The sequence below is a fragment of the Cytobacillus sp. GQ23 genome (genome assembly GCF_059758675.1).
The window spans coordinates 134,733-157,727 of the sequence record NZ_JCAXER010000010.1; the positions used below are offsets into that span (position 1 = coordinate 134,733).

Sequence of the window (22,995 nt, forward strand, 5' to 3'; positions counted from 1 at the left end):
AGCAAAAGAAATCATAACTCGTCCATGCCAGACATAGGATGAAATAAGCGAAGACATCCCGCTCCCTTTGCGGGTTGTTTTTATTTATGAAAATCGGGGATGGCCGCAGGCGCTGAAAATATACGGGAAATGGAGCAACCGGAAAGGGAGATGACGATGAGCAGAAAATGGATCGCCGTGCTGATGACGGGATCATTGCTGACAGGGGCGGGAGGCACATATGCAGGCATGCAGTGGCTGGCAAAGGAGACTCCGCAGGCGGAAGCCCCAAACCAATTAATAGATTCCAAGGATGGAAAACAAATTGAACAAGAGAAGATTGAAAAGATGGAAACGGCCTATCAGCTAATTTTAAATAGCTATGTGGAAAAAGTAGAGGAAAAGCAGCTTGTGGAGGGAGCCATCCAGGGCATGCTTGCAACCCTGGAAGACCCATACTCGGTTTATATGGATGAAGAAACCGCAAAGCAATTTAGTGATACATTGGAATCTTCTTTTGAAGGAATCGGGGCGGAAGTCAGTATGGTGGACGGAAAAATCATTATTGTGGCTCCTTTTAAAGACTCACCGGCTGAAAAAGCAGGGTTGAAGCCAAAAGATGAAATCCTAAAAGTAGACGGAGAAAATGTGAAGGGTCTTGATTTATATAAAGCGACCATGAAGATCCGTGGAAAAAAAGGCACAAAGGTAGAGCTGGAAATTGCGCGACAGGGATTAAAAGAGCCTATAAAGGTGGATGTGAAAAGGGATGAAATTCCTCAAATTACCGTTTACTCAGAAATTAAGAAGGAAAGAGGAAAAAAGGTCGGGTATCTGGAAATTACCTCATTTTCCGAAGATACATCCAAAGAATTTGCAAAACAGCTGAGTGAGATGGAGCAGGAAGGGATCGAAGGGCTTGTCATCGATGTGCGCGGAAATCCCGGTGGCCTATTGACTTCTGTTCAGGAAATCCTGAAGGAACTGGTTACGGCTGAAAAACCTTATTTGCAAATTCAAAAACGGAACGGGGAGAAGATGAGGTATTTCTCCACACTTGAAAAGCCAAAAAGCTATCCGATTGCTGTGCTAGTTGATAAAGGGAGTGCATCGGCATCTGAGATTCTTGCCGGTGCATTAAAGGAAGCTCAGGGTTATACGATTATCGGTGAAAACTCATTTGGAAAAGGGACTGTTCAGCAGCCTGTTCCGATGGGTGACGGCAGCAATATAAAGCTCACTTTATTTAAATGGCTGACGCCGGACGGAAATTGGATTCATAATAAAGGAATCAAGCCTACCCTGGAGGTGAAACAGCCGGACATCTATCAAACTCATCCTTTGCAGGTGGAAAAGCCATTGGAAATCGATATGAATAATGAAATGGTGAAGAATGCACAGGAAATCCTGGCTGGCCTTGGATATGCACCGGGCAGGACAGATGGCTATTTCAATGATTCCACTGCAGCAGCAGTCAAAGCCTTTCAACGGCAAAGAGAAATGGAAGCAACCGGCCGGATAGACAAAAAAACCGCAGCAGCACTTGAAGCGGCCGCGATCGAGGAAATAAAAAAAGACCAGAATGACCTTCAGCTGCAAACAGCTCTGAAATATATCGCAAAATAAAATTGGTGACAGGCACCACCCGAATATTGTCGAATTAAAGCAGGAGGAATTTTCCTTCTGCTATTTTTTATTTAAAGTGAGATTGTAATAGGTTTTGTAAGGTGCTTTTGGTAGAATATAGAGTAATAGAGTTTACTGTTGTTTACATAATTCATGAGAATTTATTAATAGAGGCTGGTGGCAAGTTTGATAGAGGAGTGGATTTTTGAGTTTTTTAAAGGAATGGGAAAGCTGCTGCTGAATCCGGTATTTTATTACCTGTTTTTTGTGGCTGCCTTTCTGGGGTTTTCCCGGATAAAGCGTGAGCGCAAGGACTTTTCTGTCCGCGTTGAAAATGCCTATTTTGAACTGAGGCAGCTTCTTCCGCTTGGAATTCTGGCTGGTCTTGCAGTGAGCGTGGTAATGGTGGGTGCAGGTCTTGTTCTGCCATTGGAGACGATTGTGTTTACCGCAGCTCTTACATTCCTGTGGAGCTTTACAGCGAAAGTAAGATGGATGGCTCCTGTTTATACGCTGGGCTTTGCTTTTTTCGCAACAATGTTCGCTCTTGAACAGCAATGGCCATTGCCGTCATTCGCCCAGTCGTCATTAGATCTTGGCTCTTCCATCTTCCCATCCATCACTGTTCTTCTTGCACTTCTTGTAATTACGGAAGGATTCCTGATTAAAAGAAATGGCCGAAAAAGCACATCTCCCCGCCTTGTAAGGAGTAAACGGGGACAAACAATAGGCATTCACGAATCCAAAAGGATTTGGATGGTGCCTGTGTTTCTATTGATTCCGGGAGAAGCTCTGCAGCTTCCGTTTGAGTGGTGGCCACTGATCCCGATGGGCGGCGAAACGTATTCGCTCATTCTTGTTCCTTTTTCGATCGGGTTTCATCAGCGAATCCAGGGAACACTTCCTAAAGAAGCAACAGCGCTGCATGGACAAAGAGTCACTGTGTTTGGCATACTTCTTTTGCTGATTTCATCTGCAGGCTTCTGGTATCCGCTTGCAGCAGTAGGTGTAGCGGCCCTTGCTATTATCGGGCGTGAATTCATTTCCCTCCGCCAGAGAATGGCAGAGGATCAGGCACCGTTTTTCTTTTCCAAGCGCAATCAGGGAATCATGGTACTTGGAGTAGTTCCCGATTCCCCGGCTGATAAAATGTCTCTCTCAGTGGGAGAAATTGTTACAAAAGTCAATGGTGTAAAAATCCATGATGAGAAAGGCTTCTATGAAGCTCTGCAAAAGAATGGGGCTCACTGCAAGCTAGAGGTATTCGATGTGAACGGACAGGTTCGTTTCGTTCAGCGTGCTCTTTACGAAGGGGACCATCACGAACTGGGGCTTTTGTTTGTGCAGAATGAGAAGAAGTGGGATAGTGAAGCGGTATAGAAAATTTATGCTGTGAATTTTGGATTCGGGACGGCATTTAAATAAAGCAATGTGCAGTTGAATGGCTTGGCACTGCACTTTTGCTCTGATGTAATCATTACTATGTCAAAGTTGAAATAAGTTATCAAGGTATCCACTTTAGTTAAGGGATGCCTTTTTATTTTTATAAAGCATTAATAGAAAGAGTTGTATCTTTGTAAAAGGCGGGTGATCAAGCTAGTCATAAGAGATTAAGCCTAAGTGGCAGTTTTTTGTTCTGGCTCGTTTAGCAAGTTCTGGACGGCACTCTGTATGTGGCGAATATCATTAAGAATTTGTTTTTTTATTTTTGCATTCTTACAGCGATCCATTTCAGCTATCAATAAAGTCAGTTCTTTCTTGAAAATATCTATCGTACTCATAAGTTGTTCACTCCTGGCTTATAAGTAGAGTTTGCGGATTATAGTTCTTTGTACCCTTTCGGGGGGTATGTTTAAACAAAAAATGGGATATATTTGTGTGAATGTATCTATTGTGTGTTTATGAAACTTTCCGAAACCTTTTCAATTCCTAATCGTAATAGAGGTAGCATCTTCGTAGGAGTTATACAGGCGAATATGATATTCTTTAGTTAATCCATTTAAAGAAAAAGGTGACATTGTGGCAAAGAAAAAATTGCACTACTGGACTTTGCAATTGCTGATTATCTTAACCATTATCTATGTATCAACAAAAATTTCATTTCTGTTTGAACCTGTCGGCATCTTTGTATCTACTCTATTCTTTCCAATCATTATATCGGGATTTCTATATTTCTTATTGAACCCGCTGGTTAGATTGCTGCAACGCTATAAAGTTCCAAGAACGGCAGCAATTTTAATCATCTATGCAGCGGTGATCGGTTTAGTCATGCTCGTCATTGGCAATATTGCTCCGCTTATCAGCAGACAGGTTACAGAATTATTCAATGATCTGCCGGAATATGCGAAAACGACAAGAGATTTTGTTAATACAATGTCTAACACGGAAGAGTTCAAATGGTTTTTGGCACAGGATTACGTATCGATACAAGAAATTGAAGCACGCATTATGGATTACGCCAATACGCTCCCAAGCCGTTTGACTCAGGGGGTAGCCGGCATTGTGAGCCTGGTCACGAATATTGCCATTACGATTGTAACGGTGCCATTCCTGTTATTCTATATGTTTAAAGATGGTGATAAATTTCCTGCAGCTGTTTCGAAGTTTCTTCCTGCTTCTTACAGAGAAGAAGGGGTTAAAACGCTTAAGGAAACAGGTGAGACCCTTTCTTCCTATATTCAGGGACAGATCACAGTCGCATTATTTGTGGGTACTCTTTCATTTATCGGCTATTTAATCATCGATCTGCCGTACGCCCTGGTTATGGCTTTGATTGTGGCTATAACTAATATCATACCTTATGTCGGACCGTTTCTTGGCGGTGCACCTGCCGTAATCGTTGCACTTTTTGACTCGCCGACAAAAGCCTTCCTGGTTGTCGTAGTCATCGTGATCGCCCAGCAGATTGAAGGGAATGTGCTTTCTCCGCTGATTCTCGGAAAAACATTAAACACACATCCGGCCACGATTATCATCCTGTTGCTGGTTGCAGGCAATCTTGCCGGAATACTCGGCATGATTCTTGCGATCCCTACCTATGCTGTGACCAAAACAATTGTTTTAAATACAATAAGGTTCCTAAGGGCGAGGAAAGCAGCACGGCTCGAGGAGAGGGTTACGTAAAGATGGAAAAGCTCCTTTGCATGAAGGAGCTTTTTCATATTGGTATTATTTTTCCTTAAGTATAAAATAAAAATAAAAATGAAAGCAGTGATCTGCATGTGTTTAATCCTCTTTGGATACAAAGTACATCCAAAATACAAGCTGATATTGGCCGCCAATCGGGACGAATTTTATGAGCGTCCAACTGCCCCGGCGCATTATTGGGAGGATCATCCCCACATTCTTGCCGGCCGGGATTTAAGGAAATTGGGAACATGGATGGGGGTCACAAAGAATGGTCGTTTTGCAGCGCTGACAAATTACCGCGATCCGAATGAAGTGACAGAAGACAAGAGGTCAAGAGGAGATCTGGTGGCTGATTTTTTGAAGGGCAGTGATTCGCCTGCTGACTTTATGCACAGGGCATCTGAACGGCGGAGCAGCTATCCCGGCTACAATCTGCTGGCAGGAAATATGGAGGAGCTTTATTATTATTCGAATGTGGAAGATAGAATAGAGCAGCTTCAGCCGGGAATATACGGAGTCAGTAATCATGTGCTGAACACTGAATGGCCGAAGGTGAAAAAGGGGAAGGAGGGTTTATCAGAGATTATAGATAATCCAGCCGGGGACTTAACAGAAGACCTGTTCACACTTCTCAGGAATACAGACCCTGTACCCGATGATTTGCTTCCCAAAACAGGAGTTTCACTTGAATGGGAACGGATTCTGTCTCCTTTATTTATCAAAAGCGATGGCTACGGAACAAGGAGTTCAACCGTTTTGCTGGTGTCAGAGGATGAGATTTTTTACAAGGAGAGGGTACATATTGGGAGTGAAAGAGCGGAACAGGAATTTATTCTCCAAAAATAAGAAGCCAGTTTAGGCGGCTGGCTTCTTTTATTTAGGCAATCGGTAAAGTAATGCGGACCGTTGTTCCTTCCTTTTCCCTGCTGTGGATGTAAAGGTTTCCGCCGTGGTTTTTAATGATTTTTTTGCAGATCATGATGCCAAGGCCGGTTCCTTTTTCTTTTGTACTGTAAAAAGGCTCACCCAGTTTGGCGAGGCGTTCTTCCGGTATGCCGATTCCTTCATCCTCGACACTGATGATGACAGATTGGTCTTCCTGACGGATATCGACGTTTATTTTGCCGCCCATTGGCATGGCTTCAATTGAGTTCTTGATGATGTTAATCAGGACCTGCTTAATTTTATCTTTTTCACATTTCACAAAGAACTCGCCGGGTGATTGAGTTAATTCGATCAGGATATTTTCCATAACCGCCTGGCTGTTTAAAAGGGTAATCACACTTTTTACAACGTTTGTCAGGCAGGTTTCTTCCATTTCGGTTATTTGAGGTTTGGCGAGAACGAGCAGGTCATTGACGATGCCTTCAATCCGTTCCAGCTCATTTAGAATGACCTCTGCGAAATTACCCTTATGTTCTTCGTATAATAGCTGCGTAAAGCCTTTAATGGCTGTAAGCGGGTTGCGGATTTCATGGGCAATGCCTGCAGCAAGCTGACCGACAACGGAAAGTTTTTCAGCGTTCTGCAGCTTTTCTTCAGTCTTCTTTTGTCCGGTTACATCTTTGATAATGATCTGGTATACCTTTCTGTTCTTGAAGGTGGTTGGAATCAGCTGGACTTCAGCTTTTCTTACTTGTCCATCGGTCCGGATCAGATTAAGCTCAAAATTCACGCTCAGCTTTGTTTGCAGAAAATCATCGAGGGTGGAATGTTCTGAAGGAGGGATGTAGTCGTGGAGGGAGGTGCCGATTATCTCTTTGATGCTCGTGAACCCAAAGAGCTTCTTTCCTTCATTATTGATATAGGTCCAAATCCCCTTTTGTGTCACCATTCCGATCGTATCCTTGGAGTACTCCACCAGAAAGCGGTACTTCTCCTGTGTTTCAAGAATTTCCTCTTCCATGATAATTCTCTGTGTCATATCCCGGATGATGCACATCATTTCTTTATCCTCATTAATGACTGTAAAATTGGCTTCCAGCCATAGGTAATGGCCTTCCTTATGTCTGAAACGAAAAGTCTCCCGTTTATGCGGGAGTTGTTCAAGATCTGCCAATGCATCTCTAAGAAGATCCCGGTCATTGGGATGGCAGTATGTATAAAGGCTGCTTCGATAAAAGTCCTGCTGCGTATACCCCAGCATTGATAGGCAGGAAGGGGAGACATATAAAGCAACGCCTTCTTTTGTCACTCTTGCAATCACATCGCTGGAATGCTGAATGGCCAGCTGCAGATTCCTCGCTTCGACTTTGTCGGCGAATAAATCTGCCGGATTCTCGGTCATAATCATTTTGTCCCTCCTTTATTGAGAAATGACACTTTTCCATTATTATACATGAGATAGAGGTATAGACACATAGGATTTAACTATCATTTTTTAGAAGAGTCCATAGCATACGGGTTAATGACAGAGCGGATTCAGACCAGGAGGCGGTAATCAAATAAAATATATTTAAACTTTATATTGACTTTCTTTACTTTAAGATGGTAAAGTATTAAGCATATTAACAACCGCATATTAAAAATCTTCTTATCAAGAGAGGTTGAGGGACTGGCCCTATGACACCTCGGCAGCGGACAAAATTGTACCGTGCCAAATCCAGCAAGCATTGCTTGAAAGATAAGAAGAGGACCATTGATAAATGCTGCCCTCTTCTTTCTTTAGAAGAGGGTTTTTGTTTTACGCGGAAATATTGCATCAAGATTCTATTCATAAACATATGAATAATTCTTATCAAGAGAAGCAGAGGGACCTGGCCCAATGAAGCTTCGGCAGCAGGCAGACTGCACTGTGCCAAATCCAGCAGGCAAAAGCCTGGAAGATAAGGAGAGGACTTTAAAAAACCTCTTCTGATGGAAGGGGTAAATTTCAGGATATAATTCTTAGTTTTCGGATTGGAATAGTTAGACAATGGAAGGTGACAGGTACCTATACCAGTTCATCAAATTGGTATAGGTGCCTGTCACCAACCACCACAAAGGAGAGAGGCTGCATGATAGAGTTTCAGAATTTAAAGAAGGTCTATAAAAGCGGAGGTCAGCAGGTAGCTGCTCTGGATGGAATAGATTTAAAGATTAATAAGGGGGAGATTTTCGGGGTGATCGGCTTCAGCGGTGCGGGAAAGAGCTCTTTGATCCGCTGTGTCAATTGGCTGGAGAAGCCGACTTCAGGAAAGGTCATTGTCAGCGGCCATGACTTGACGGCTTTATCTGTTAGAGAAATTCGCGAAGTGAAAAGAAACATAGGTATGGTCTTTCAGCATTTCAATCTCTTAAACTCGAAAACAGTGTTTGCCAATGTGGCGATGCCGCTCACACTGGCTAAGGTCTCGAAGGGTGAAATAAAAAAGCGTGTCCATGAACTATTAGAATTCGTGGGGCTTGCCGACAAGGCGAACAGCTATCCTGATCAGCTGTCAGGCGGACAAAAGCAGCGGATCGGAATCGCCCGGGCGCTCGCAACACAGCCTTCCATTCTATTATGTGATGAAGCAACTTCTGCTCTGGATCCGCAGACAACCAGCTCGATCCTGCAGCTGCTGAAGAAAATAAATAAAGAATACAACATTACGATTCTGATCATTACTCATGAAATGTCTGTTATCAGGGAGATCTGTGATCGTGTCGCTGTCATCGAGGCAGGGAAGATTATTGAAGAAGGAACTGTCTTCAATGTCTTTTCTTCACCCCAAACCCCAACAGCGAAAAACTTTGTCAGCACGGTTATGAATGATCAAATACCTGAATCCATTAAGCAAGTGATTGAAAAGCAGCAGGGGCTTCAAAAGGTATTCAGAATCAATTTTGTCGGGAATTCTGCCGGCCAGCCGCTGCTTTCACAGGTTGCTAAAAAGTTTAATATTGACTTCAACGTTCTGTTTGGAAATATTACAGAACTGCAGGGAACCCCGTTTGGCAATCTCATTGTCGAATTCCAGGGGCAGGACAGTGAAATCAGAAGGGCGATTCAGTACATCAGCCAGGAAAAAGTTTCAATAAAGGAAGTGACTGCACGTGCTAGTTAACCAGGAAAAAATCATTGAAGCCTTAATCGAAACGGTCCAAATGGTGGCATTTTCACTGCTGTTTTCAGCTCTTATCGGACTCCCGCTTGGCATATTGCTTGTTGTGACCAGGAAAGGGCATCTGCTGGAAAACACCGTTGTTTTTAACATCATAAACAGCATTATTAATATTTTTAGATCAGTTCCTTTCATCATTTTAATGGTAGCCATTATCCCAATTACCCGGATGATTGTCGGAACATCGATTGGAACCGCCGCAGCCGTAGTGCCTCTTGTCTTTTATGCAGGACCCTACATTGCGAGATTAATAGAAAATTCATTGCTCGAGGTGGATCCAGGCGTCATTGAAGCGGCAGAAGCAATGGGAGCGACACCAGGACAGATCATTTTAAAATTCCTGATTCCTGAAGCACTTAGTTCGCTGGTATTGGGCTTTACCATTGCGACAATTGGTCTGGTAGGAGCATCTGCCATGGCTGGGGCAGTTGGAGGAGGCGGCCTTGGTGACCTTGCCATTACATACGGCTATCAGCGATTCGATACAACCGTCATGCTGATTACTGTTGCAATCTTAGTGGTCATGGTTCAGGGCCTTCAGTCATTCGGAAATCTCTTATCCAAAAAAATCAGAAGAAGATAACATAGGGGGAAATACATCATGAACAAACTATTTATATCATTCATTATTTTAGCATTGGCTGTCTTTACTGCCGCATGCTCAAGTACTACAGGCGGAGAAGAAACAAAGAAAGTTAAATTGGGTGTCAGCGGATCAGATACACGCATTTGGGATTTTATTGCTGAGAAGGCTGAAAAAGAAGGCATTGAAATTGAGGTTGTGACATTCTCTGATTATGTACAGCCAAACGTTGCCCTTGCCGAAGGTGATCTAGATGTAAATGCATTCCAGACAGTCGCTTATTTTGACACTTTTATTAAAGAGCATAATATGGATCTTTCACCGATCGCGACAACTGTTTTAGCACCAATGGGCCTTTATTCGGAAAAAGTAAAATCAGTCGAAGACATTCCGGAAGGCGGCAAAATTGCCATTCCAAATGATGCTTCAAATGGGGGAAGAGCGCTTCTGTTACTGGAGGAAGCCGGCCTGATCAAACTATCCGAGGACTATGATGGAAATCTTGATCTGAATAAAATCGTTGAAAATCCAAAGAACCTTGAATTTGTAGAAATGGTCTCAGCGCAGACACCTCGTGCTCTTCCAGATGTCTCTGCTTCAGTCGTTAATAACGGAATTGCCGTAGACGCAGGCATGAACCCAACTAAGGATTCTGTTTTTATTGAAAGCGAAACCGCTACGCCGTACGTAAATATCATTGCTGTCAGAACAGAAGACAAAGATAACAAAACGCTTAAGAGAATTGCTGAACTTTACCAGGAAGATGATGTAGCTGATTTCATCACAAAAGAATATGACGGAAGCATGATTCCGACTTTCATTCCATTAAGTGATATTGGCTGGTAATTAATATACAAAGGAGGAACAATGATGACGGCACCTGTAAAAGCATTAGTTGAACTGAAAGAAGCAATCAAGAAAAATGTTGAGGATAATAAAGAACTTTATCTTTCCGCGAGCCATCAGATTCATGCGAATCCGGAAATAGGGAATGAGGAGTTTTTTGCCTCTGGCTTGCTAGCGGGCATCCTTGAGAAGGAAGGGTTTGAAGTAGATCGGGCAGCAGCCGGGCATGAAACTGCTTTCCTGGCCCGAAAGAAATCCGTTAAACCGGGACCGTCCATTGCTTTCCTTGCAGAATATGATGCCCTTCCCGGATTGGGCCATGGGTGCGGCCATAATATTATTGGCACGACAAGTGCAGCAGCAGCCATTGCGTTAAGCAAGGTTATTGATGATACGGGAGGAGAAGCAGTCGTATTGGGGACCCCCGCAGAAGAAGGCGGGCCAAATGGGAGTGCCAAAGGCAGCTTTGTGAAACATGGCTTGCTTGAAGGCATTGATGCGGCTCTTATGGTTCATCCCTCAAACCATACCCGCCTGACCAGTTCATCACTGGCAGTTGATCCGCTTGACTTCGAGTTTATCGGCAAGCCTGCCCATGCAGCAGCTTCACCGGAGGAAGGAATAAATGCACTGGATGCGGTTATTCAGCTTTTTAACGGAATCAATGCCCTCCGACAGCAATTAAAGGATGATGTGCGTATCCATGGAATAATTACTCACGGCGGAGATGCGCCGAATATTATCCCTGAATATGCAAAAGCCCGATTCTTTATTCGTGCTTCCACCAGAACGAGTTTAAATGAGGTAACTAGAAAGGTGAAAGCTGTCGCGGAAGGTGCCGCCCTGGCAGCAGGAGCAAAGCTGAATGTTATTGCTTTTCAAAATGAAGTAGATAACCTCCTGTTAAACAAGACATATGACCAGGTGTTTAAAGAAGTGATAGAGGACTTGGGAGAAAAGGTTGTAGAAGGGGACAGAGATGGAATCGGTTCTACGGATGCCGGCAATATCAGTCAGGTGGTGCCAACCATTCACCCTTATATCAAAATCGGTGCTGATGATCTCGTTGCCCATACTGTTCCATTCCGGGAAGCAGCAGCATCTGCAAAAGGAGACGAAGCGCTGGTAACCGGAGCAAAAGGGCTTGCACTCACTGCCTTACAGCTGATAACGAAACCGGATTTGCTTAAAGCCATTAAACAGGAATTTCTGGAGCGGAAAACGGCTGAATAGAAATAAAAGCTATCCTTTTGCGGGATAGCTTTTCCTCATTTTTGTGAGTGTTTTCCTCTCACTGGTGGGTGTTTCCCTGATTTGCTGAGTTTTTTCCTTTAATTAAGTATTAAGTTTCCGAAAATTCATTATTCTTTTCCCGAAGTTCACATATAACTACTGTTCCTTCATCCGTTCCTTTGCCATCCGGATAAGCTCCTTCACCATACTGCCGCCAATCTTTCCCCCGACTGTTCCTGCCTGTTTGGATGTAAGCCTTCCATTGTAACCTTGCTTCAAAGGTACACCTGCCTCCTCAGCAATTTCATATTTCACAGCATCAGGATTTTCCTTGTCAACATGATACCCCTGGTTTGCCATTACCTGATTTTTCAGCTGATCTAATGCGCCTCTTGATTCCGGTACTATCGGGCGTCTTTTTCTTCTGGCCATGATTCATTCCTCCATAAAATGTTCTTCTTCTTATTATGTAAAAGTACGCTTGGAATAACCCTGAAAAAACTTGTACAACCTCCTGTGAACAGCTATTCTAATGGTAGAAACCTTGAAATTTTGTGAAAAACCAAAAGAAGGTGTTTAAAAATGGCATTAAAATACTTGTCAGCTCTCTTGCTTCCTGGACTGCTGGTATTGTTTTTTACGAGAGTCAGCTATAATCGTGTAATTGGGCTGGTGCTGACAGTGGGGCTTATTGCTGCTTCTGTATATAAAGGCTATACCAATTCATTTGCCTTAATTGTTATAGACGCATTTTCGCTGACGGTTGGTTTTTGGTATGCCCAAAAATTAAAGCAAATAAAGCCAAGTGCTGAATAAATTTTGCAGAACCTGTCGAAAAAAACTATCGACAGGTTTTTATTTAATGATTTATTAGCTATTTTTTAGGCATACGTCCTATCAGCTTTTAATTGAGTTCAATCAAACGTTTGATTAAACTCAAGGCAGTCAATCAAACGTTTGATTAACCATTCTTCGACAATCCCCTCGATAATTCGGCATATTTCCCAAGCAATAATTACTCAGTAAAATAAAAAAACGAATATCCGTTCGCATATTATTGGTTTGTTTTAGGCTCTTTGTGGTAGAATGATGATAGGAGTTTTGAGTAAAAAACTGACAAATCAGCGTGCATCCCGGATCTTAAATTATTTCAATGCTGGTTTGTGTTTACTATATAGATAAAAGTAATTTGAACGGGAGGCTTTTAGGTGAAGGATCAATTTGAATTAGTTTCAAAATATTCCCCTCAGGGCGACCAGCCTGGGGCCATCAAAAAAATTGTGGAGGGAATCAATTCCGGCAAGAAGCACCAGACACTTCTGGGTGCAACAGGAACGGGTAAGACCTTCACAATTTCGAATGTTATAAAAGAAGTAAATAAGCCTACGCTTGTTATTGCCCATAATAAAACACTCGCAGGGCAGCTATACAGTGAGTTCAAGGACTTTTTTCCGAACAATGCGGTTGAGTATTTTGTCAGCTATTATGACTACTATCAGCCTGAGGCTTATGTGCCTTCTACAGATACCTTTATTGAAAAGGATGCAAGCATCAATGATGAAATTGATAAGCTCCGCCACTCGGCTACTTCTTCATTATTTGAGCGAAAAGATGTCATCATTATTGCCAGTGTCTCCTGCATTTATGGTTTGGGTTCTCCTGAAGAATACCGTGAAATGGTGCTGTCCCTAAGAACCGGCATGGAGATTGAGAGGAATCAGCTTCTTCACAGGCTCGTTGACATCCAATACGAGCGCAATGATATCGATTTCCAGCGCGGCACCTTCCGTGTACGCGGAGATGTTGTCGAGATTTTCCCGGCATCAAGGGATGAACACTGTATCCGTGTGGAATTTTTCGGAGATGAGATAGACCGGATCCGTGAAGTGGATGCCCTTACCGGAGAGATTATGGGTGAACGTGAGCATGTTGCGATTTTCCCGGCATCCCACTTCGTTACGCGTGAAGAAAAAATGCGGATCGCCATCCAAAACATTGAAAAAGAGCTGGAAGTGCGCCTTGCTGAATTAAGGGAAAACGATAAGCTGCTTGAAGCCCAGCGCCTCGAGCAGCGGACCCGCTATGACCTTGAGATGATGAGGGAGATGGGCTTTTGTTCCGGCATTGAAAACTATTCCCGCCACCTTACATTAAGACCGCCTGGGTCAACACCTTATACCCTTCTGGATTATTTTCCGGAAGACTTTTTAATTGTCATAGATGAGTCGCACGTAACTCTGCCGCAAATCCGCGGGATGTTCAATGGTGACCAGGCAAGAAAATCCGTGCTTGTGGACCATGGTTTCCGTTTGCCATCAGCTATGGATAACAGGCCACTTACGTTTACCGAATTTGAAAAGCATGTGAAGCAGGCTGTCTTTGTTTCGGCAACTCCTGGTCCTTATGAGCTTGAGCATACTCCAGAAATGGTTGAGCAGATTATCCGCCCTACCGGTTTGCTTGATCCTACAATTGATGTCCGGCCAATCGAAGGTCAAATTGATGACCTTATTGGTGAAATTCAGGATCGCATTCAGAAAAATGAACGTGTACTTGTCACGACATTAACAAAGAAAATGTCTGAGGACTTGACAGACTACTTAAAAGAAATCGGCATTAAAGTGCAGTATCTGCACTCAGAAGTGAAGACTCTCGAGCGGATTGAAATTATCCGCGAACTGCGTCTAGGCAAGTACGATGTGTTAGTCGGCATTAATCTTCTGAGGGAGGGACTTGATATACCTGAAGTTTCTCTCGTTACCATACTCGATGCTGATAAAGAAGGCTTCCTCCGTTCGGAACGTTCACTCATCCAGACGATAGGGCGTGCAGCACGTAATGCAAACGGCCATGTCATCATGTATGCAGACCGGATAACGGACAGCATGGAAAAAGCCATCAGTGAGACGAAGCGCCGCCGCTCTATTCAGGAAGATTACAATGAAAAGCATGGCATCACGCCAATGACTATACAGAAGGATATACGCGATTCAATCCGTGCAACCCACGCGGCAGAAGAGCAGGAAGAATACCAGCCGTCAGCAAAGCTCGGCAAGCTGAACAAGAAAGAGCGCGAGAAGCTGATCGGCGATATGGAAAAAGAAATGAAGGAAGCGGCCAAATCCCTCAATTTCGAAAGGGCTGCAGAGCTTCGTGATTTAATATTAGAGCTAAAAGCGGAAGGATGACGTAAAAATGGCGATGGATAAACTGATTGTAAAGGGTGCCAGAGCCCATAATCTAAAAAATATTGATGTCACCATTCCGAGAGATAAGCTTGTCGTCCTGACAGGACTTTCTGGTTCAGGAAAGTCCTCTCTGGCCTTTGATACCATTTATGCAGAAGGGCAGCGCCGCTATGTGGAATCGTTGTCTGCTTACGCACGGCAATTCCTCGGCCAGATGGATAAGCCTGACGTGGATGCAATTGAAGGTCTGTCACCTGCTATTTCAATTGATCAAAAAACGACAAGTCGAAATCCTCGTTCCACAGTGGGAACAGTGACAGAAATTTATGATTACCTGAGATTATTATTTGCCAGGGTTGGGCGCCCCACCTGCCCGATTCACAATATCGAAATCTCCTCACAGACGATTGAACAAATGGTTGACCGGATTATGGAGTACCCTGAAAGGACAAAGCTTCAGGTCCTGGCGCCGCTTGTATCCGGCCGAAAAGGGACGCATGTAAAAGTGTTCGAGGATGTCAAAAAGCAGGGGTTTGTCCGTGTCCGTGTCGATGGAGAAATGATGGATCTCGGTGAAGAGATTGAGCTGGAAAAAAATAAAAAGCATTCTATAGAAGTGGTGATTGACCGGATTGTCGTAAAAGAAGGCGTAGCACCAAGGCTTGCAGATTCATTGGAAACTGCTTTGAATCTTGGCAACGGAAAGGTGCTTGTGGATGTTATCGGGGAAGAAGAACTGCTGTTCAGCGAGAACCATGCCTGCCCTCAATGCGGATTCTCAATCGGTGAGCTTGAGCCAAGAATGTTCTCCTTTAATAGTCCATTTGGTGCCTGTGGAGAATGTGACGGTTTGGGCTCAAAGCTGGAAGTAGATGTTGATCTAGTCATACCTAATAAAGATCTTTCATTAAAGCAAAATGCCATTGCGCCATGGGAACCGACAAGCTCTCAATATTATCCTCAGCTGCTTGAGGCAGTCTGCAATCATTATGGGATTGATATGGATGCGCCGGTTAAGGATATCCCTGACCACTTGCTTGAAAAAGTTTTATACGGATCATCAAAGGACAGCATTTATTTCCGATATGAAAACGACTTTGGCCAGGTTAGGGAGAATTATATTCGTTTTGAAGGTGTCATTCGCAATGTAGAGCGCCGCTACAAAGAAACAAGCTCTGATTATATACGGGAGCAAATGGAGAAATACATGGCTCAGCATGCATGTCCTTCCTGCAAGGGCTACCGTCTGAAGCCGGAAACACTTGCTGTGCTTATATCTGGAAAGCACATAGGCCATGTAACTGAATATTCGATTGAGGAAGCATTCAGCTTCTTTGAAAATCTGACACTGTCTGAAAAGGAAATGAAGATTGCCAAACTTATTTTCCGTGAGATTAAGGAAAGGCTGGGCTTTCTCATCAATGTGGGGCTTGATTACCTGACATTAAGCAGGGCAGCGGGAACGTTATCCGGCGGTGAAGCCCAGCGTATTCGACTGGCCACACAAATCGGTTCGCGCCTGACAGGTGTGCTCTACATTCTAGACGAGCCTTCCATTGGCCTCCATCAGCGCGATAATGACCGTTTAATTGATACGCTGAAAAATATGCGTGATATCGGCAACACCCTGATCGTCGTAGAACATGATGAAGATACAATGGTAGCTGCAGATTATTTAATTGATGTAGGGCCAGGAGCAGGAGTTCATGGCGGGCAAATCGTCTCAGCCGGTACGCCTCAGGAGGTAATGGACGATCCAAACTCCTTGACAGGGCAATATCTTTCAGGCAAAAAATTTATTCCGCTTCCAATTGAGCGCCGCAAGAACGATGGACGATTCATCGAAATTAAAGGGGCTAAAGAAAACAATCTTAAAAATGTGAACGTTAAGTTCCCGCTCGGCACTTTTATTTCCGTGACAGGCGTATCCGGTTCCGGGAAAAGTACGCTCATCAATGAAATACTTCATAAAGGGCTTGCCCAAAAGCTTCATAGAGCCAAAACAAAGCCGGGTGAGCATAAGGAAATTAAAGGTGTGGATCATCTTGATAAAGTCATTGATATCGACCAGTCTCCAATCGGGCGGACGCCTCGTTCCAACCCGGCAACCTATACCGGAGTGTTTGATGATATTCGCGATGTGTTTGCTTCAACCAATGAAGCAAAGGTGCGCGGCTATAAAAAGGGTCGCTTCAGCTTCAATGTTAAAGGCGGACGATGTGAAGCCTGCCGCGGAGACGGGATCATTAAGATTGAAATGCACTTCCTTCCTGATGTGTATGTGCCATGTGAAGTCTGTCATGGCAAGCGCTATAACAGGGAAACACTTGAAGTTAAATATAAAGGGAAGAATATTTCGGAGATTCTCGATATGACAGTGGAAGATGCATTGGAGTTTTTCGAAAATATTCCTAAGATCCGCCGCAAGCTGCAGACGATTTATGATGTCGGCCTGGGCTACATCACATTGGGGCAGCCTGCGACAACATTGTCTGGCGGGGAAGCGCAGCGTGTGAAGCTTGCTTCCGAATTGCACCGCCGTTCAACGGGCCGTTCCCTATATATCCTTGATGAACCGACAACTGGCCTTCATGTGGATGATATCTCCCGGCTGCTGGTGGTCCTTCAGCGTCTGGTTGAAAATGGAGACACCGTACTGGTTATCGAGCATAATCTGGATGTCATCAAGGCTGCTGACTATATCGTTGACCTTGGTCCTGAAGGCGGGGATAAGGGCGGTACCATTTTAGCTGCAGGTACGCCGGAAAAAATTGCCGAAGTACAAGAATCCTATACAGGCAAATATCTTAAACCGATTTTGGAAAGAGACCGCCTGAGAATGAAACAGCAAATTGAAGAAAAAGAAGGCGTGACAAACTCTTAATTAACTAGAAGCAGTACCGTTTTGGTGCTGCTTCTTTATTTTGGAAAGATTAGATAGCCAGGATGCGGGGTAAAGAACATGCGTCTGCAGCAATCATCACGCATACCAACAGGAAAGGAACATACACAATGAAAAATAAATTCTATCTTTTAGCAGGTGTCATCCTGCTTGGTCTCGGCATCTATCTTTCCATTATGTTTCTTGGAGAAGAAAAAAAGGCAGATAGCAGCCAGGAAATTGTAGCTTTTGGCGATTCCCTTACCTACGGTTATGGAGATGAAACTGAGGAAGGGTACATTGGCAGGCTGCAGAGCAAATTGGATAAGACATATCAGGACAAGAATTACCGCATAACAAATCATGGAGTGTATGGCTTTAAATCTTCTGATGTTCTCCAGCAAATGCTCAAACCGAAAGTGGCAGAGGATATGAAAAAGGCAGATTTGTTTATTGTATATATTGGCACAAACGATTTACTGAAAAGCAATGGCGGGGATCTGTATCCGCTCCATCACGAAAAACTTGTTGAAGCTAAGGACGTATTTGAAGTTAAACTGAATGGAATTCTGGAAGCGCTGGAAACCGCCAACAGTGATGCACCAGTTATTCTGATAGGATTATACAACCCTTATCCTGACGGTGACAGGATTGAAGAATATATTGACCATTGGAACAAATCGATCAGAAAGAAAGCAGCAGAAGAGAAACACATCACCTACATTTCAACCAATGAACTGTTCAAGGGAAAGAACAAAAAACAATATTTCGCTGATTCTCTTCATCCGAATGGAAAGGGATATGAGCTGATTGCTTATAAAATTATAGATAATTACTCATTTTAGGTTTCTTGGCTTTTTACATTCTTATAAAAAGTGCTTCTGCCAAGTCTTTGTTTTCTTATTTTGCTGTGATAACCCTAATATGATATTTTTATGTGTGGTTTGGACCGGAAGATGAGAGATCCTCGAATCGTGCGATGATTATTCGTGGATGCTTATTCAAAGTCCTGCGGGAGCAGCGGGACAAGCGAGTGCCTGCTGCGGAAATCTACACTCCTGCTTCAACAGACAATATTTCCTTCTTTAATTGATAACACAATGTAATGTTACAGCAAAATCAGTGTAACCAAGCAGCGTTATACTCCTATATAAGGGAAACTATTGTCTGGAAACAGAAGGGGAGGTCATTATGGAGGATTATTTAGCGAAGTCACTGGAAGAATGGAAAGAGGATATTTCTGAAGTATTGGACCAAATTAATAATGAATACGAAGATGTTAAAAAAGAGCTGAAAGTATATTCCTATAAATATGGAATTACCAAGCAGGTTATCCAGTCTACTGTGAACGAAGAAATTATTGATAATATACGGGAAATGTATCATAGGCCTTTTGAAGAGAAATATAACGAATTGAAAGAGTACATACGTGATTTGGATGAAAAACGAAAAGTATTCCTGATGTTTGTCAATAAAATTGACGAAGTGAAAAAGAAGGAAGCGCCTCGCACTGACCTGGCTGCTGCCTATAAATAGGACTTATCGATAAAACCGTCTTTTCAGGAAAGGCGGTTTTTTATAATAAAAGATGCTATGAGACTTGAGGCTATGAAACCCCTCAGTCTGCAGATGTATTTATAATATTATTGAGGTAAATGCTCCTTTGATTTTTTATAATGAAGAAGAGGCTGAAACTTTTAACGCTCCAATTTCGTATAACAGATAAGGTGAAGCTTCAATCTGAGGGTTCCTTATTCCCCGCTTATTGAGTTAAACCAATCGGGCCTTTACGGGCTGGGGGTACTGCCCGGAGGACTGCGATAAAGGAGCTGAGTACATTGGAAACTAGAAAGGTTCTGTCTGCCTTAAGCTATTTTAGCATTATGTTTGCAGGATTTATATTCCCGCTCATTGTATTTTTTGCATCAGAAGATATGGAAGTGAAGCGGCATGCCAAAAGGGCCTTCTTATCACATTTGATCCCGCTGGTTCCTGTTCCGTTTATTGTAGTTGCAGGGGTAACCCAGTTTGCAGTAAACGATCAGGGAATTCCGTTTCTTTTTCTTGCAGCTGCCGGCATCACAATCATTCTGCTGTTAATTGTATTTATATGGAATATCATTAAAGGGGTAAAAGTCCTGATACAGGAATAGAACTAATAGAGGAGGGCGAGAAAATGAAAGAGGAACGCAAACGTATTTTGAAAATGGTTGAGGATGGAAAGCTTACGGTTGATGAAGCTTTAACTCTGCTGGAACAGCTTGAACAAACAAATCAGACGGTGGAGCAGAAGCAGGAGGATTTAATTAAAGAGCTATCTGCAGAAGTAAAGTTTGAGGAAGCTAAAAAAGGGGAAGCATACAGTTCAAAACATCATAGTGCCAAGGAAAAAATAATTGACTTTGTTGAGTCTGCTTTTAAGAAAGTGAAGGATCTGGATCTAGATTTTAACTTTGGGAAAAGCGTTGAAATTTCTCATATATTCCAGCATGCAGACGCATACTTAAAAGATCTGGATATTGATGTTGCGAATGGAACCGTTAAGGTCATTCCATGGGAGCAAAATGATGTGCGTGTTGAATGCAAAGCCAAGGTCTATCGTGTGGATGATCAGGATGAAGCACGCAGAAACTTTCTGAAGGATGTTATTTTTGCCATTGAAGGCCAAAGGCTGAGGTTTTCAACTCAGCAAAAATGGATGAAGCTTGAAGCGGTCATTTATATTCCAAAGTCTGAATATGAAAATGTGAAAATCCGCATGTTTAATGGCCCAATTGAAAGTCAAAGCTTATCAGTGGAAAACTTTAAGGCTAAAACAGCTAATGGAAAGATAACGATTAGTGATTTGAACAGCAAAAATGTCGAGGCTGAAACTGCCAACGGACAAATTACCATTCAAAATTGCCGGATTGATTATGTGGAAGCTGAAACGTTAAATGGAGCTATACTGGCTCAGGGAGACTTCAAAAAAGCTGAACTCCAGTCTTTTAATGGAAATGTGACATGCAGGGCTGAAAATGAACGCTGTGAATGGATTGAAGCGAAGGCAGCTACAGGCAGCATTGATCTGTTTGTTCCAGATTTCGCTGCTGTCAGCGGGGAGCTTCGCACCAATCTGGGCAGTTTCCATCCAGACATTGAGGGGATTGAAGTAATAGAAGAAAAGAGCGAAGTGATCCAGAAACTGCTGCGTTTTAAGTCTGTGAAAGAAAGCGGAAGCGGACTTAAGCTGCGGGCTGACTCAAAGACAGGTGCCATCACGATCAAGCGGTCAGCAGCCCTGTAAAACGGGTGGGCCTGGCGCCTTCCGCTTTTATAGTTAGGAGGGATTCTTAATGAACAAATTAATTCGCTCCCGCAGTAACCGAAAATTAGCGGGGGTATTGGGCGGCTTATCAAAAGCGATTGGTATAGACGCTACCATACTCAGAGTACTTTTCATTGTTTTATTATTTACAACAGGCGTCTTTCCGATGACACTCATCTATGCGCTGCTTGTGTTCGTTCTCCCGAATGAAGAGGTGCTGTAGGAAATGAGATGGATTCTGGGAATTTTGATTAATGCGGTCCTATTTGTTGCGATCGCAGGTTTCTTTAAGGATTCGTTTTACTTGTCGGGATTTGGAGCTGCTGTTGGTGCCAGCTTCATGCTTTCCATCCTCAACATTCTGGTGAAGCCAATCCTGATTATTTTAACTCTTCCTGTCACTGTTTTAACTCTAGGTTTGTTTCTGTTTGTGATTAATGCTGTCACGCTTATGATCACGGATGGTTTTATGGGTGATTCATTTGAAATAGCCGGGTTTGGCACAGCAATTCTTGTGTCAGTGATTATGTCCATTGTTAATCTGGTCATTCAAAAAGCAATCCTGGAACCGGCGAGGGAAAAGTAAAATGCGCTAAAAAGCCAGCATTCGTTATGCTGGCTTTTTTCTTTATTCAATAATAGTGGCATTAAAGCCGTCCTTCTTCAGATTCCCGGCAAGCTTCTCGGCAAGCTGCTTTTCGGAAAAGGCAACTTGAACTTTATATTGTTTGATTCTATGATTCTTTTTTAATCCGTATTGTTCGGCGATTGCTTTTACAATGGCTTGTGCACAGCGTTTCCGGAAGAGGGGAGTCCGGAGAAGGGAAGCTTCTTCTTTATTGGTCATAAATCCGCATTCAACCAGTACAGCTGTCATTTTTGTCTCGCGAAGAACCTGGAAATCAGCTGTTTTGACTCCCCGGTCCCGCAAGCCTGTAGAACTGATTAAGTTTCGCTGTATCTTTTGGGCTAATGAGAGTGCTTCACGGGGCTTTGAAGGGTAGACGTATGTTTCGATTCCCCCTGCACTGTTCCATCCGCCAGTTCCGTTAGCATTGGCATGGATGGACACATAGCAGTCGGCGTTTTGTTTATTTGCCAGTGCAGTCCTCTCGGCAAGCGGTACGTCCCGTTCATCGGAATGGGCAAAGACAACCTCTGTGTTTTGATGCTTTACCAGCATCTCCTTTGCCAGTTCTGCCACCGCACGGTTGAATTCATATTCTCTCATTCCGTCGGGGCTCCGTTTGCCTGGGGTGCTATAACCATGTCCGGCATCCAATATGATCTTCATCTAATCGCTCCTTTCATATAAAAAATACTTTCATATTTATAATATGGACAAACCTTCCAAATGGACATGGTAAAATGAAAATAGGAGAAAACCCTAAGGGGCTTTCTCCTATTTTGCAGCACGCTGCATCGAATGAACGAATTTGTAGCGGTCTGCGCGGTATGCTGATTTTACAAGCTCAAAAGGTGTGCCATCCTCTAAAAAGGAAGTTCGGGCAATTAGGAGTACAGGAGATCCAGGATCTACCTGCAGGTGGTTTACCTCCGTTTCCTTAGCGATTGAGGCTTCAATCTGCTGGGTCGCTTCTCTTATGGTTAGAGACAGTTTTTCTTCAATATACTGATAAAGTGACTTATTGATAATTTCTTCCGTAAGCCCTTTAACGAGATTAGCAGGCAAGTAGGTGGTTTCAAGCGCCATTGGCAGATTATCTGCCATCCGCACCCGTTTAATTTCATATACGGGTGTGTTTTCTTTTATATCAAGCTTTCTAGCCAGCTGAGGCTCGGCCGGGATGATTTCAAATGAGATAAGGCGGCTGCTCGGGACCATGCCGCGCTCTTTCATATCTTCAGTAAAGCTGGTGAGTCCCTGAAGCTTTTGCTCCACCTTCTGCTTGTTGACAAAAGTTCCGCGGCCTTTTTGCCTGTAAAGATAGCCATCATTAACAAGATTATTTAAAGCCTGTCTGACTGTCATCCGGCTAATCTGATATTGCTCCGAATACTCGCGTTCAGAAGGAATGGCTTCGTCAGGCTTTAAGCTGCCGTTTTCTATTAATTGTTTAATATACTCTTCTAATTGGTGATATATCGGGATGGGTGATTGCTTATCGATCATGGAA

General features: G+C 43.3%; 22 protein-coding genes and 2 riboswitches. Of the genes, 17 read left to right on the top strand and 5 right to left on the bottom strand.

The genetic code is table 11. The features are described 5' to 3' along the window. Window positions 1-156: 156 nt before the first annotated feature. Together AC6CHU_RS10595 and AC6CHU_RS10600 are read left to right on the top strand one after the other, a co-directional pair. Window positions 157-1,605 carry a S41 family peptidase gene (locus tag AC6CHU_RS10595; RefSeq protein WP_498121587.1) on the top strand — a complete coding sequence of 483 codons (1,449 nt, stop codon included), beginning with the start codon at window positions 157-159 and terminating at the stop codon, window positions 1,603-1,605. A gap of 186 nt (window positions 1,606-1,791) precedes the next feature. After that, a complete protein-coding gene (locus AC6CHU_RS10600; protein ID WP_498121588.1) occupies window positions 1,792-2,985 on the top strand; it encodes a PDZ domain-containing protein in 1,194 nt (397 codons plus the stop codon). A 236-nt stretch (window positions 2,986-3,221) separates the two neighbouring features. Here the strand turns inward: AC6CHU_RS10600 and AC6CHU_RS10605 are convergent, their stop codons facing one another. Continuing rightward, entirely contained in the window at window positions 3,222-3,386 is a 165-nt protein-coding gene (locus AC6CHU_RS10605; protein WP_159863715.1) for a YaeH family protein, read from the bottom strand. 238 nt (window positions 3,387-3,624) lie between these two features. On the opposite strand from AC6CHU_RS10605, the gene AC6CHU_RS10610 reads away from it, so the two are divergent. Continuing rightward, entirely contained in the window at window positions 3,625-4,728 is a 1,104-nt protein-coding gene (locus AC6CHU_RS10610) for an AI-2E family transporter (protein WP_159863714.1), read from the top strand. A 96-nt stretch (window positions 4,729-4,824) separates the two neighbouring features. Continuing rightward, window positions 4,825-5,580 (top strand): NRDE family protein, encoded by a 756-nt coding sequence (locus tag AC6CHU_RS10615; protein WP_498121590.1) that lies wholly within the window; start codon window positions 4,825-4,827, stop codon window positions 5,578-5,580. A gap of 31 nt (window positions 5,581-5,611) precedes the next feature. Here AC6CHU_RS10615 and AC6CHU_RS10620 read toward each other — a convergent pair whose 3' ends face one another. Next, complete coding sequence (locus AC6CHU_RS10620; RefSeq protein ID WP_251284530.1) at window positions 5,612-7,027, bottom strand: PAS domain-containing sensor histidine kinase; 1,416 nt, start codon at window positions 7,025-7,027, stop codon at window positions 5,612-5,614. Between the two features lie 237 nt (window positions 7,028-7,264). Further along, window positions 7,265-7,364, top strand: a riboswitch (SAM riboswitch). A gap of 101 nt (window positions 7,365-7,465) precedes the next feature. Continuing rightward, window positions 7,466-7,566, top strand: a riboswitch (SAM riboswitch). 164 nt (window positions 7,567-7,730) lie between these two features. Between AC6CHU_RS10620 and AC6CHU_RS10625 the strand changes: the two genes are divergently transcribed. From AC6CHU_RS10625 to AC6CHU_RS10640, 4 genes are read left to right on the top strand one after another with little or no spacing between them, the layout of a single operon-like run. Beyond that, window positions 7,731-8,762, top strand: a complete 1,032-nt coding sequence (locus AC6CHU_RS10625) for a methionine ABC transporter ATP-binding protein (protein WP_159863711.1) — start codon at window positions 7,731-7,733, stop codon at window positions 8,760-8,762. Then, a complete protein-coding gene (locus AC6CHU_RS10630) occupies window positions 8,752-9,402 on the top strand; it encodes a methionine ABC transporter permease (protein ID WP_159863710.1) in 651 nt (216 codons plus the stop codon). The genes AC6CHU_RS10625 and AC6CHU_RS10630 overlap by 11 nt, the downstream gene beginning before the upstream one ends. 18 nt (window positions 9,403-9,420) lie before the next feature. Then, window positions 9,421-10,248 (top strand): MetQ/NlpA family ABC transporter substrate-binding protein, encoded by an 828-nt coding sequence (locus AC6CHU_RS10635; RefSeq protein ID WP_251284529.1) that lies wholly within the window; start codon window positions 9,421-9,423, stop codon window positions 10,246-10,248. Window positions 10,249-10,272: 24 nt separating this feature from the next. Continuing rightward, on the top strand, window positions 10,273-11,481 hold the full coding sequence (locus AC6CHU_RS10640; protein ID WP_498121593.1) for a M20 family metallopeptidase: 1,209 nt from the start codon (window positions 10,273-10,275) through the stop codon (window positions 11,479-11,481). Between the two features lie 156 nt (window positions 11,482-11,637). On the opposite strand, the gene AC6CHU_RS10645 is transcribed toward AC6CHU_RS10640, so the two are convergent. Continuing rightward, window positions 11,638-11,913 (bottom strand): alpha/beta-type small acid-soluble spore protein, encoded by a 276-nt coding sequence (locus tag AC6CHU_RS10645; RefSeq protein ID WP_498121595.1) that lies wholly within the window; start codon window positions 11,911-11,913, stop codon window positions 11,638-11,640. 150 nt (window positions 11,914-12,063) lie between these two features. Between AC6CHU_RS10645 and AC6CHU_RS10650 the strand changes: the two genes are divergently transcribed. The 9 genes from AC6CHU_RS10650 to AC6CHU_RS10690 all read left to right on the top strand — a co-directional run bounded on the left by AC6CHU_RS10650 (window position 12,064) and on the right by AC6CHU_RS10690 (window position 21,443). Continuing rightward, window positions 12,064-12,297, top strand: a complete 234-nt coding sequence (locus AC6CHU_RS10650) for a DUF2198 family protein (protein ID WP_159863707.1) — start codon at window positions 12,064-12,066, stop codon at window positions 12,295-12,297. A 392-nt stretch (window positions 12,298-12,689) separates the two neighbouring features. Next, on the top strand, window positions 12,690-14,669 hold the full coding sequence (gene uvrB / locus AC6CHU_RS10655) for an excinuclease ABC subunit UvrB (protein WP_159863706.1): 1,980 nt from the start codon (window positions 12,690-12,692) through the stop codon (window positions 14,667-14,669). A 7-nt stretch (window positions 14,670-14,676) separates the two neighbouring features. After that, on the top strand, window positions 14,677-17,553 hold the full coding sequence (gene uvrA / locus AC6CHU_RS10660; protein WP_159863705.1) for an excinuclease ABC subunit UvrA: 2,877 nt from the start codon (window positions 14,677-14,679) through the stop codon (window positions 17,551-17,553). A 128-nt stretch (window positions 17,554-17,681) separates the two neighbouring features. Next, window positions 17,682-18,395, top strand: a complete 714-nt coding sequence (locus AC6CHU_RS10665) for a DUF459 domain-containing protein (protein WP_498121598.1) — start codon at window positions 17,682-17,684, stop codon at window positions 18,393-18,395. A 346-nt stretch (window positions 18,396-18,741) separates the two neighbouring features. Further along, entirely contained in the window at window positions 18,742-19,086 is a 345-nt protein-coding gene (locus tag AC6CHU_RS10670) for a hypothetical protein (RefSeq protein ID WP_159863704.1), read from the top strand. A 302-nt stretch (window positions 19,087-19,388) separates the two neighbouring features. After that, window positions 19,389-19,703, top strand: a complete 315-nt coding sequence (locus AC6CHU_RS10675; RefSeq protein ID WP_159863703.1) for a magnetosome magnetite crystal formation protein family — start codon at window positions 19,389-19,391, stop codon at window positions 19,701-19,703. A gap of 23 nt (window positions 19,704-19,726) precedes the next feature. After that, window positions 19,727-20,836 (top strand): DUF4097 family beta strand repeat-containing protein, encoded by a 1,110-nt coding sequence (locus tag AC6CHU_RS10680; protein WP_159863702.1) that lies wholly within the window; start codon window positions 19,727-19,729, stop codon window positions 20,834-20,836. 49 nt (window positions 20,837-20,885) lie between these two features. Next, entirely contained in the window at window positions 20,886-21,080 is a 195-nt protein-coding gene (locus tag AC6CHU_RS10685) for a PspC domain-containing protein (protein WP_159863701.1), read from the top strand. A gap of 3 nt (window positions 21,081-21,083) precedes the next feature. Next, window positions 21,084-21,443: a phage holin family protein gene (locus AC6CHU_RS10690; RefSeq protein ID WP_159863700.1), complete on the top strand. Its 360-nt coding sequence runs from the start codon at window positions 21,084-21,086 to the stop codon at window positions 21,441-21,443. A gap of 42 nt (window positions 21,444-21,485) precedes the next feature. Here AC6CHU_RS10690 and AC6CHU_RS10695 read toward each other — a convergent pair whose 3' ends face one another. Together AC6CHU_RS10695 and AC6CHU_RS10700 are read right to left on the bottom strand one after the other, a co-directional pair. Then, the gene (locus AC6CHU_RS10695; RefSeq protein WP_159863699.1) at window positions 21,486-22,151 is read right to left on the bottom strand and encodes an N-acetylmuramoyl-L-alanine amidase; all 666 of its coding nucleotides are present in this window, start codon (window positions 22,149-22,151) and stop codon (window positions 21,486-21,488) included. A gap of 108 nt (window positions 22,152-22,259) precedes the next feature. Further along, window positions 22,260-22,991, bottom strand: a complete 732-nt coding sequence (locus AC6CHU_RS10700; protein ID WP_251284526.1) for a GntR family transcriptional regulator — start codon at window positions 22,989-22,991, stop codon at window positions 22,260-22,262. Window positions 22,992-22,995 lie beyond the last annotated feature (4 nt).

Bases quoted from the DNA above. Each gene is read 5' to 3' on its own strand.
- AC6CHU_RS10595 (WP_498121587.1), top strand. From the start codon at position 157: ATGAGCAGAAAATGGATCGCCGTGCTGATGACGGGATCATTGCTGACA.
- AC6CHU_RS10605 (WP_159863715.1), bottom strand. From the start codon at position 3,386: ATGAGTACGATAGATATTTTCAAGAAAGAACTGACTTTATTGATAGCT.
- AC6CHU_RS10615 (WP_498121590.1), top strand. From the start codon at position 4,825: ATGTGTTTAATCCTCTTTGGATACAAAGTACATCCAAAATACAAGCTG.
- AC6CHU_RS10620 (WP_251284530.1), bottom strand. From the start codon at position 7,027: ATGATTATGACCGAGAATCCGGCAGATTTATTCGCCGACAAAGTCGAA.
- AC6CHU_RS10625 (WP_159863711.1), top strand. From the start codon at position 7,731: ATGATAGAGTTTCAGAATTTAAAGAAGGTCTATAAAAGCGGAGGTCAG.
- AC6CHU_RS10635 (WP_251284529.1), top strand. From the start codon at position 9,421: ATGAACAAACTATTTATATCATTCATTATTTTAGCATTGGCTGTCTTT.
- AC6CHU_RS10640 (WP_498121593.1), top strand. From the start codon at position 10,273: ATGACGGCACCTGTAAAAGCATTAGTTGAACTGAAAGAAGCAATCAAG.
- AC6CHU_RS10645 (WP_498121595.1), bottom strand. From the start codon at position 11,913: ATGGCCAGAAGAAAAAGACGCCCGATAGTACCGGAATCAAGAGGCGCA.
- AC6CHU_RS10650 (WP_159863707.1), top strand. From the start codon at position 12,064: ATGGCATTAAAATACTTGTCAGCTCTCTTGCTTCCTGGACTGCTGGTA.
- uvrA (WP_159863705.1), top strand. From the start codon at position 14,677: ATGGCGATGGATAAACTGATTGTAAAGGGTGCCAGAGCCCATAATCTA.
- AC6CHU_RS10665 (WP_498121598.1), top strand. From the start codon at position 17,682: ATGAAAAATAAATTCTATCTTTTAGCAGGTGTCATCCTGCTTGGTCTC.
- AC6CHU_RS10670 (WP_159863704.1), top strand. From the start codon at position 18,742: ATGGAGGATTATTTAGCGAAGTCACTGGAAGAATGGAAAGAGGATATT.
- AC6CHU_RS10680 (WP_159863702.1), top strand. From the start codon at position 19,727: ATGAAAGAGGAACGCAAACGTATTTTGAAAATGGTTGAGGATGGAAAG.
- AC6CHU_RS10685 (WP_159863701.1), top strand. From the start codon at position 20,886: ATGAACAAATTAATTCGCTCCCGCAGTAACCGAAAATTAGCGGGGGTA.
- AC6CHU_RS10690 (WP_159863700.1), top strand. From the start codon at position 21,084: ATGAGATGGATTCTGGGAATTTTGATTAATGCGGTCCTATTTGTTGCG.
- AC6CHU_RS10695 (WP_159863699.1), bottom strand. From the start codon at position 22,151: ATGAAGATCATATTGGATGCCGGACATGGTTATAGCACCCCAGGCAAA.
- AC6CHU_RS10700 (WP_251284526.1), bottom strand. From the start codon at position 22,991: ATGATCGATAAGCAATCACCCATCCCGATATATCACCAATTAGAAGAG.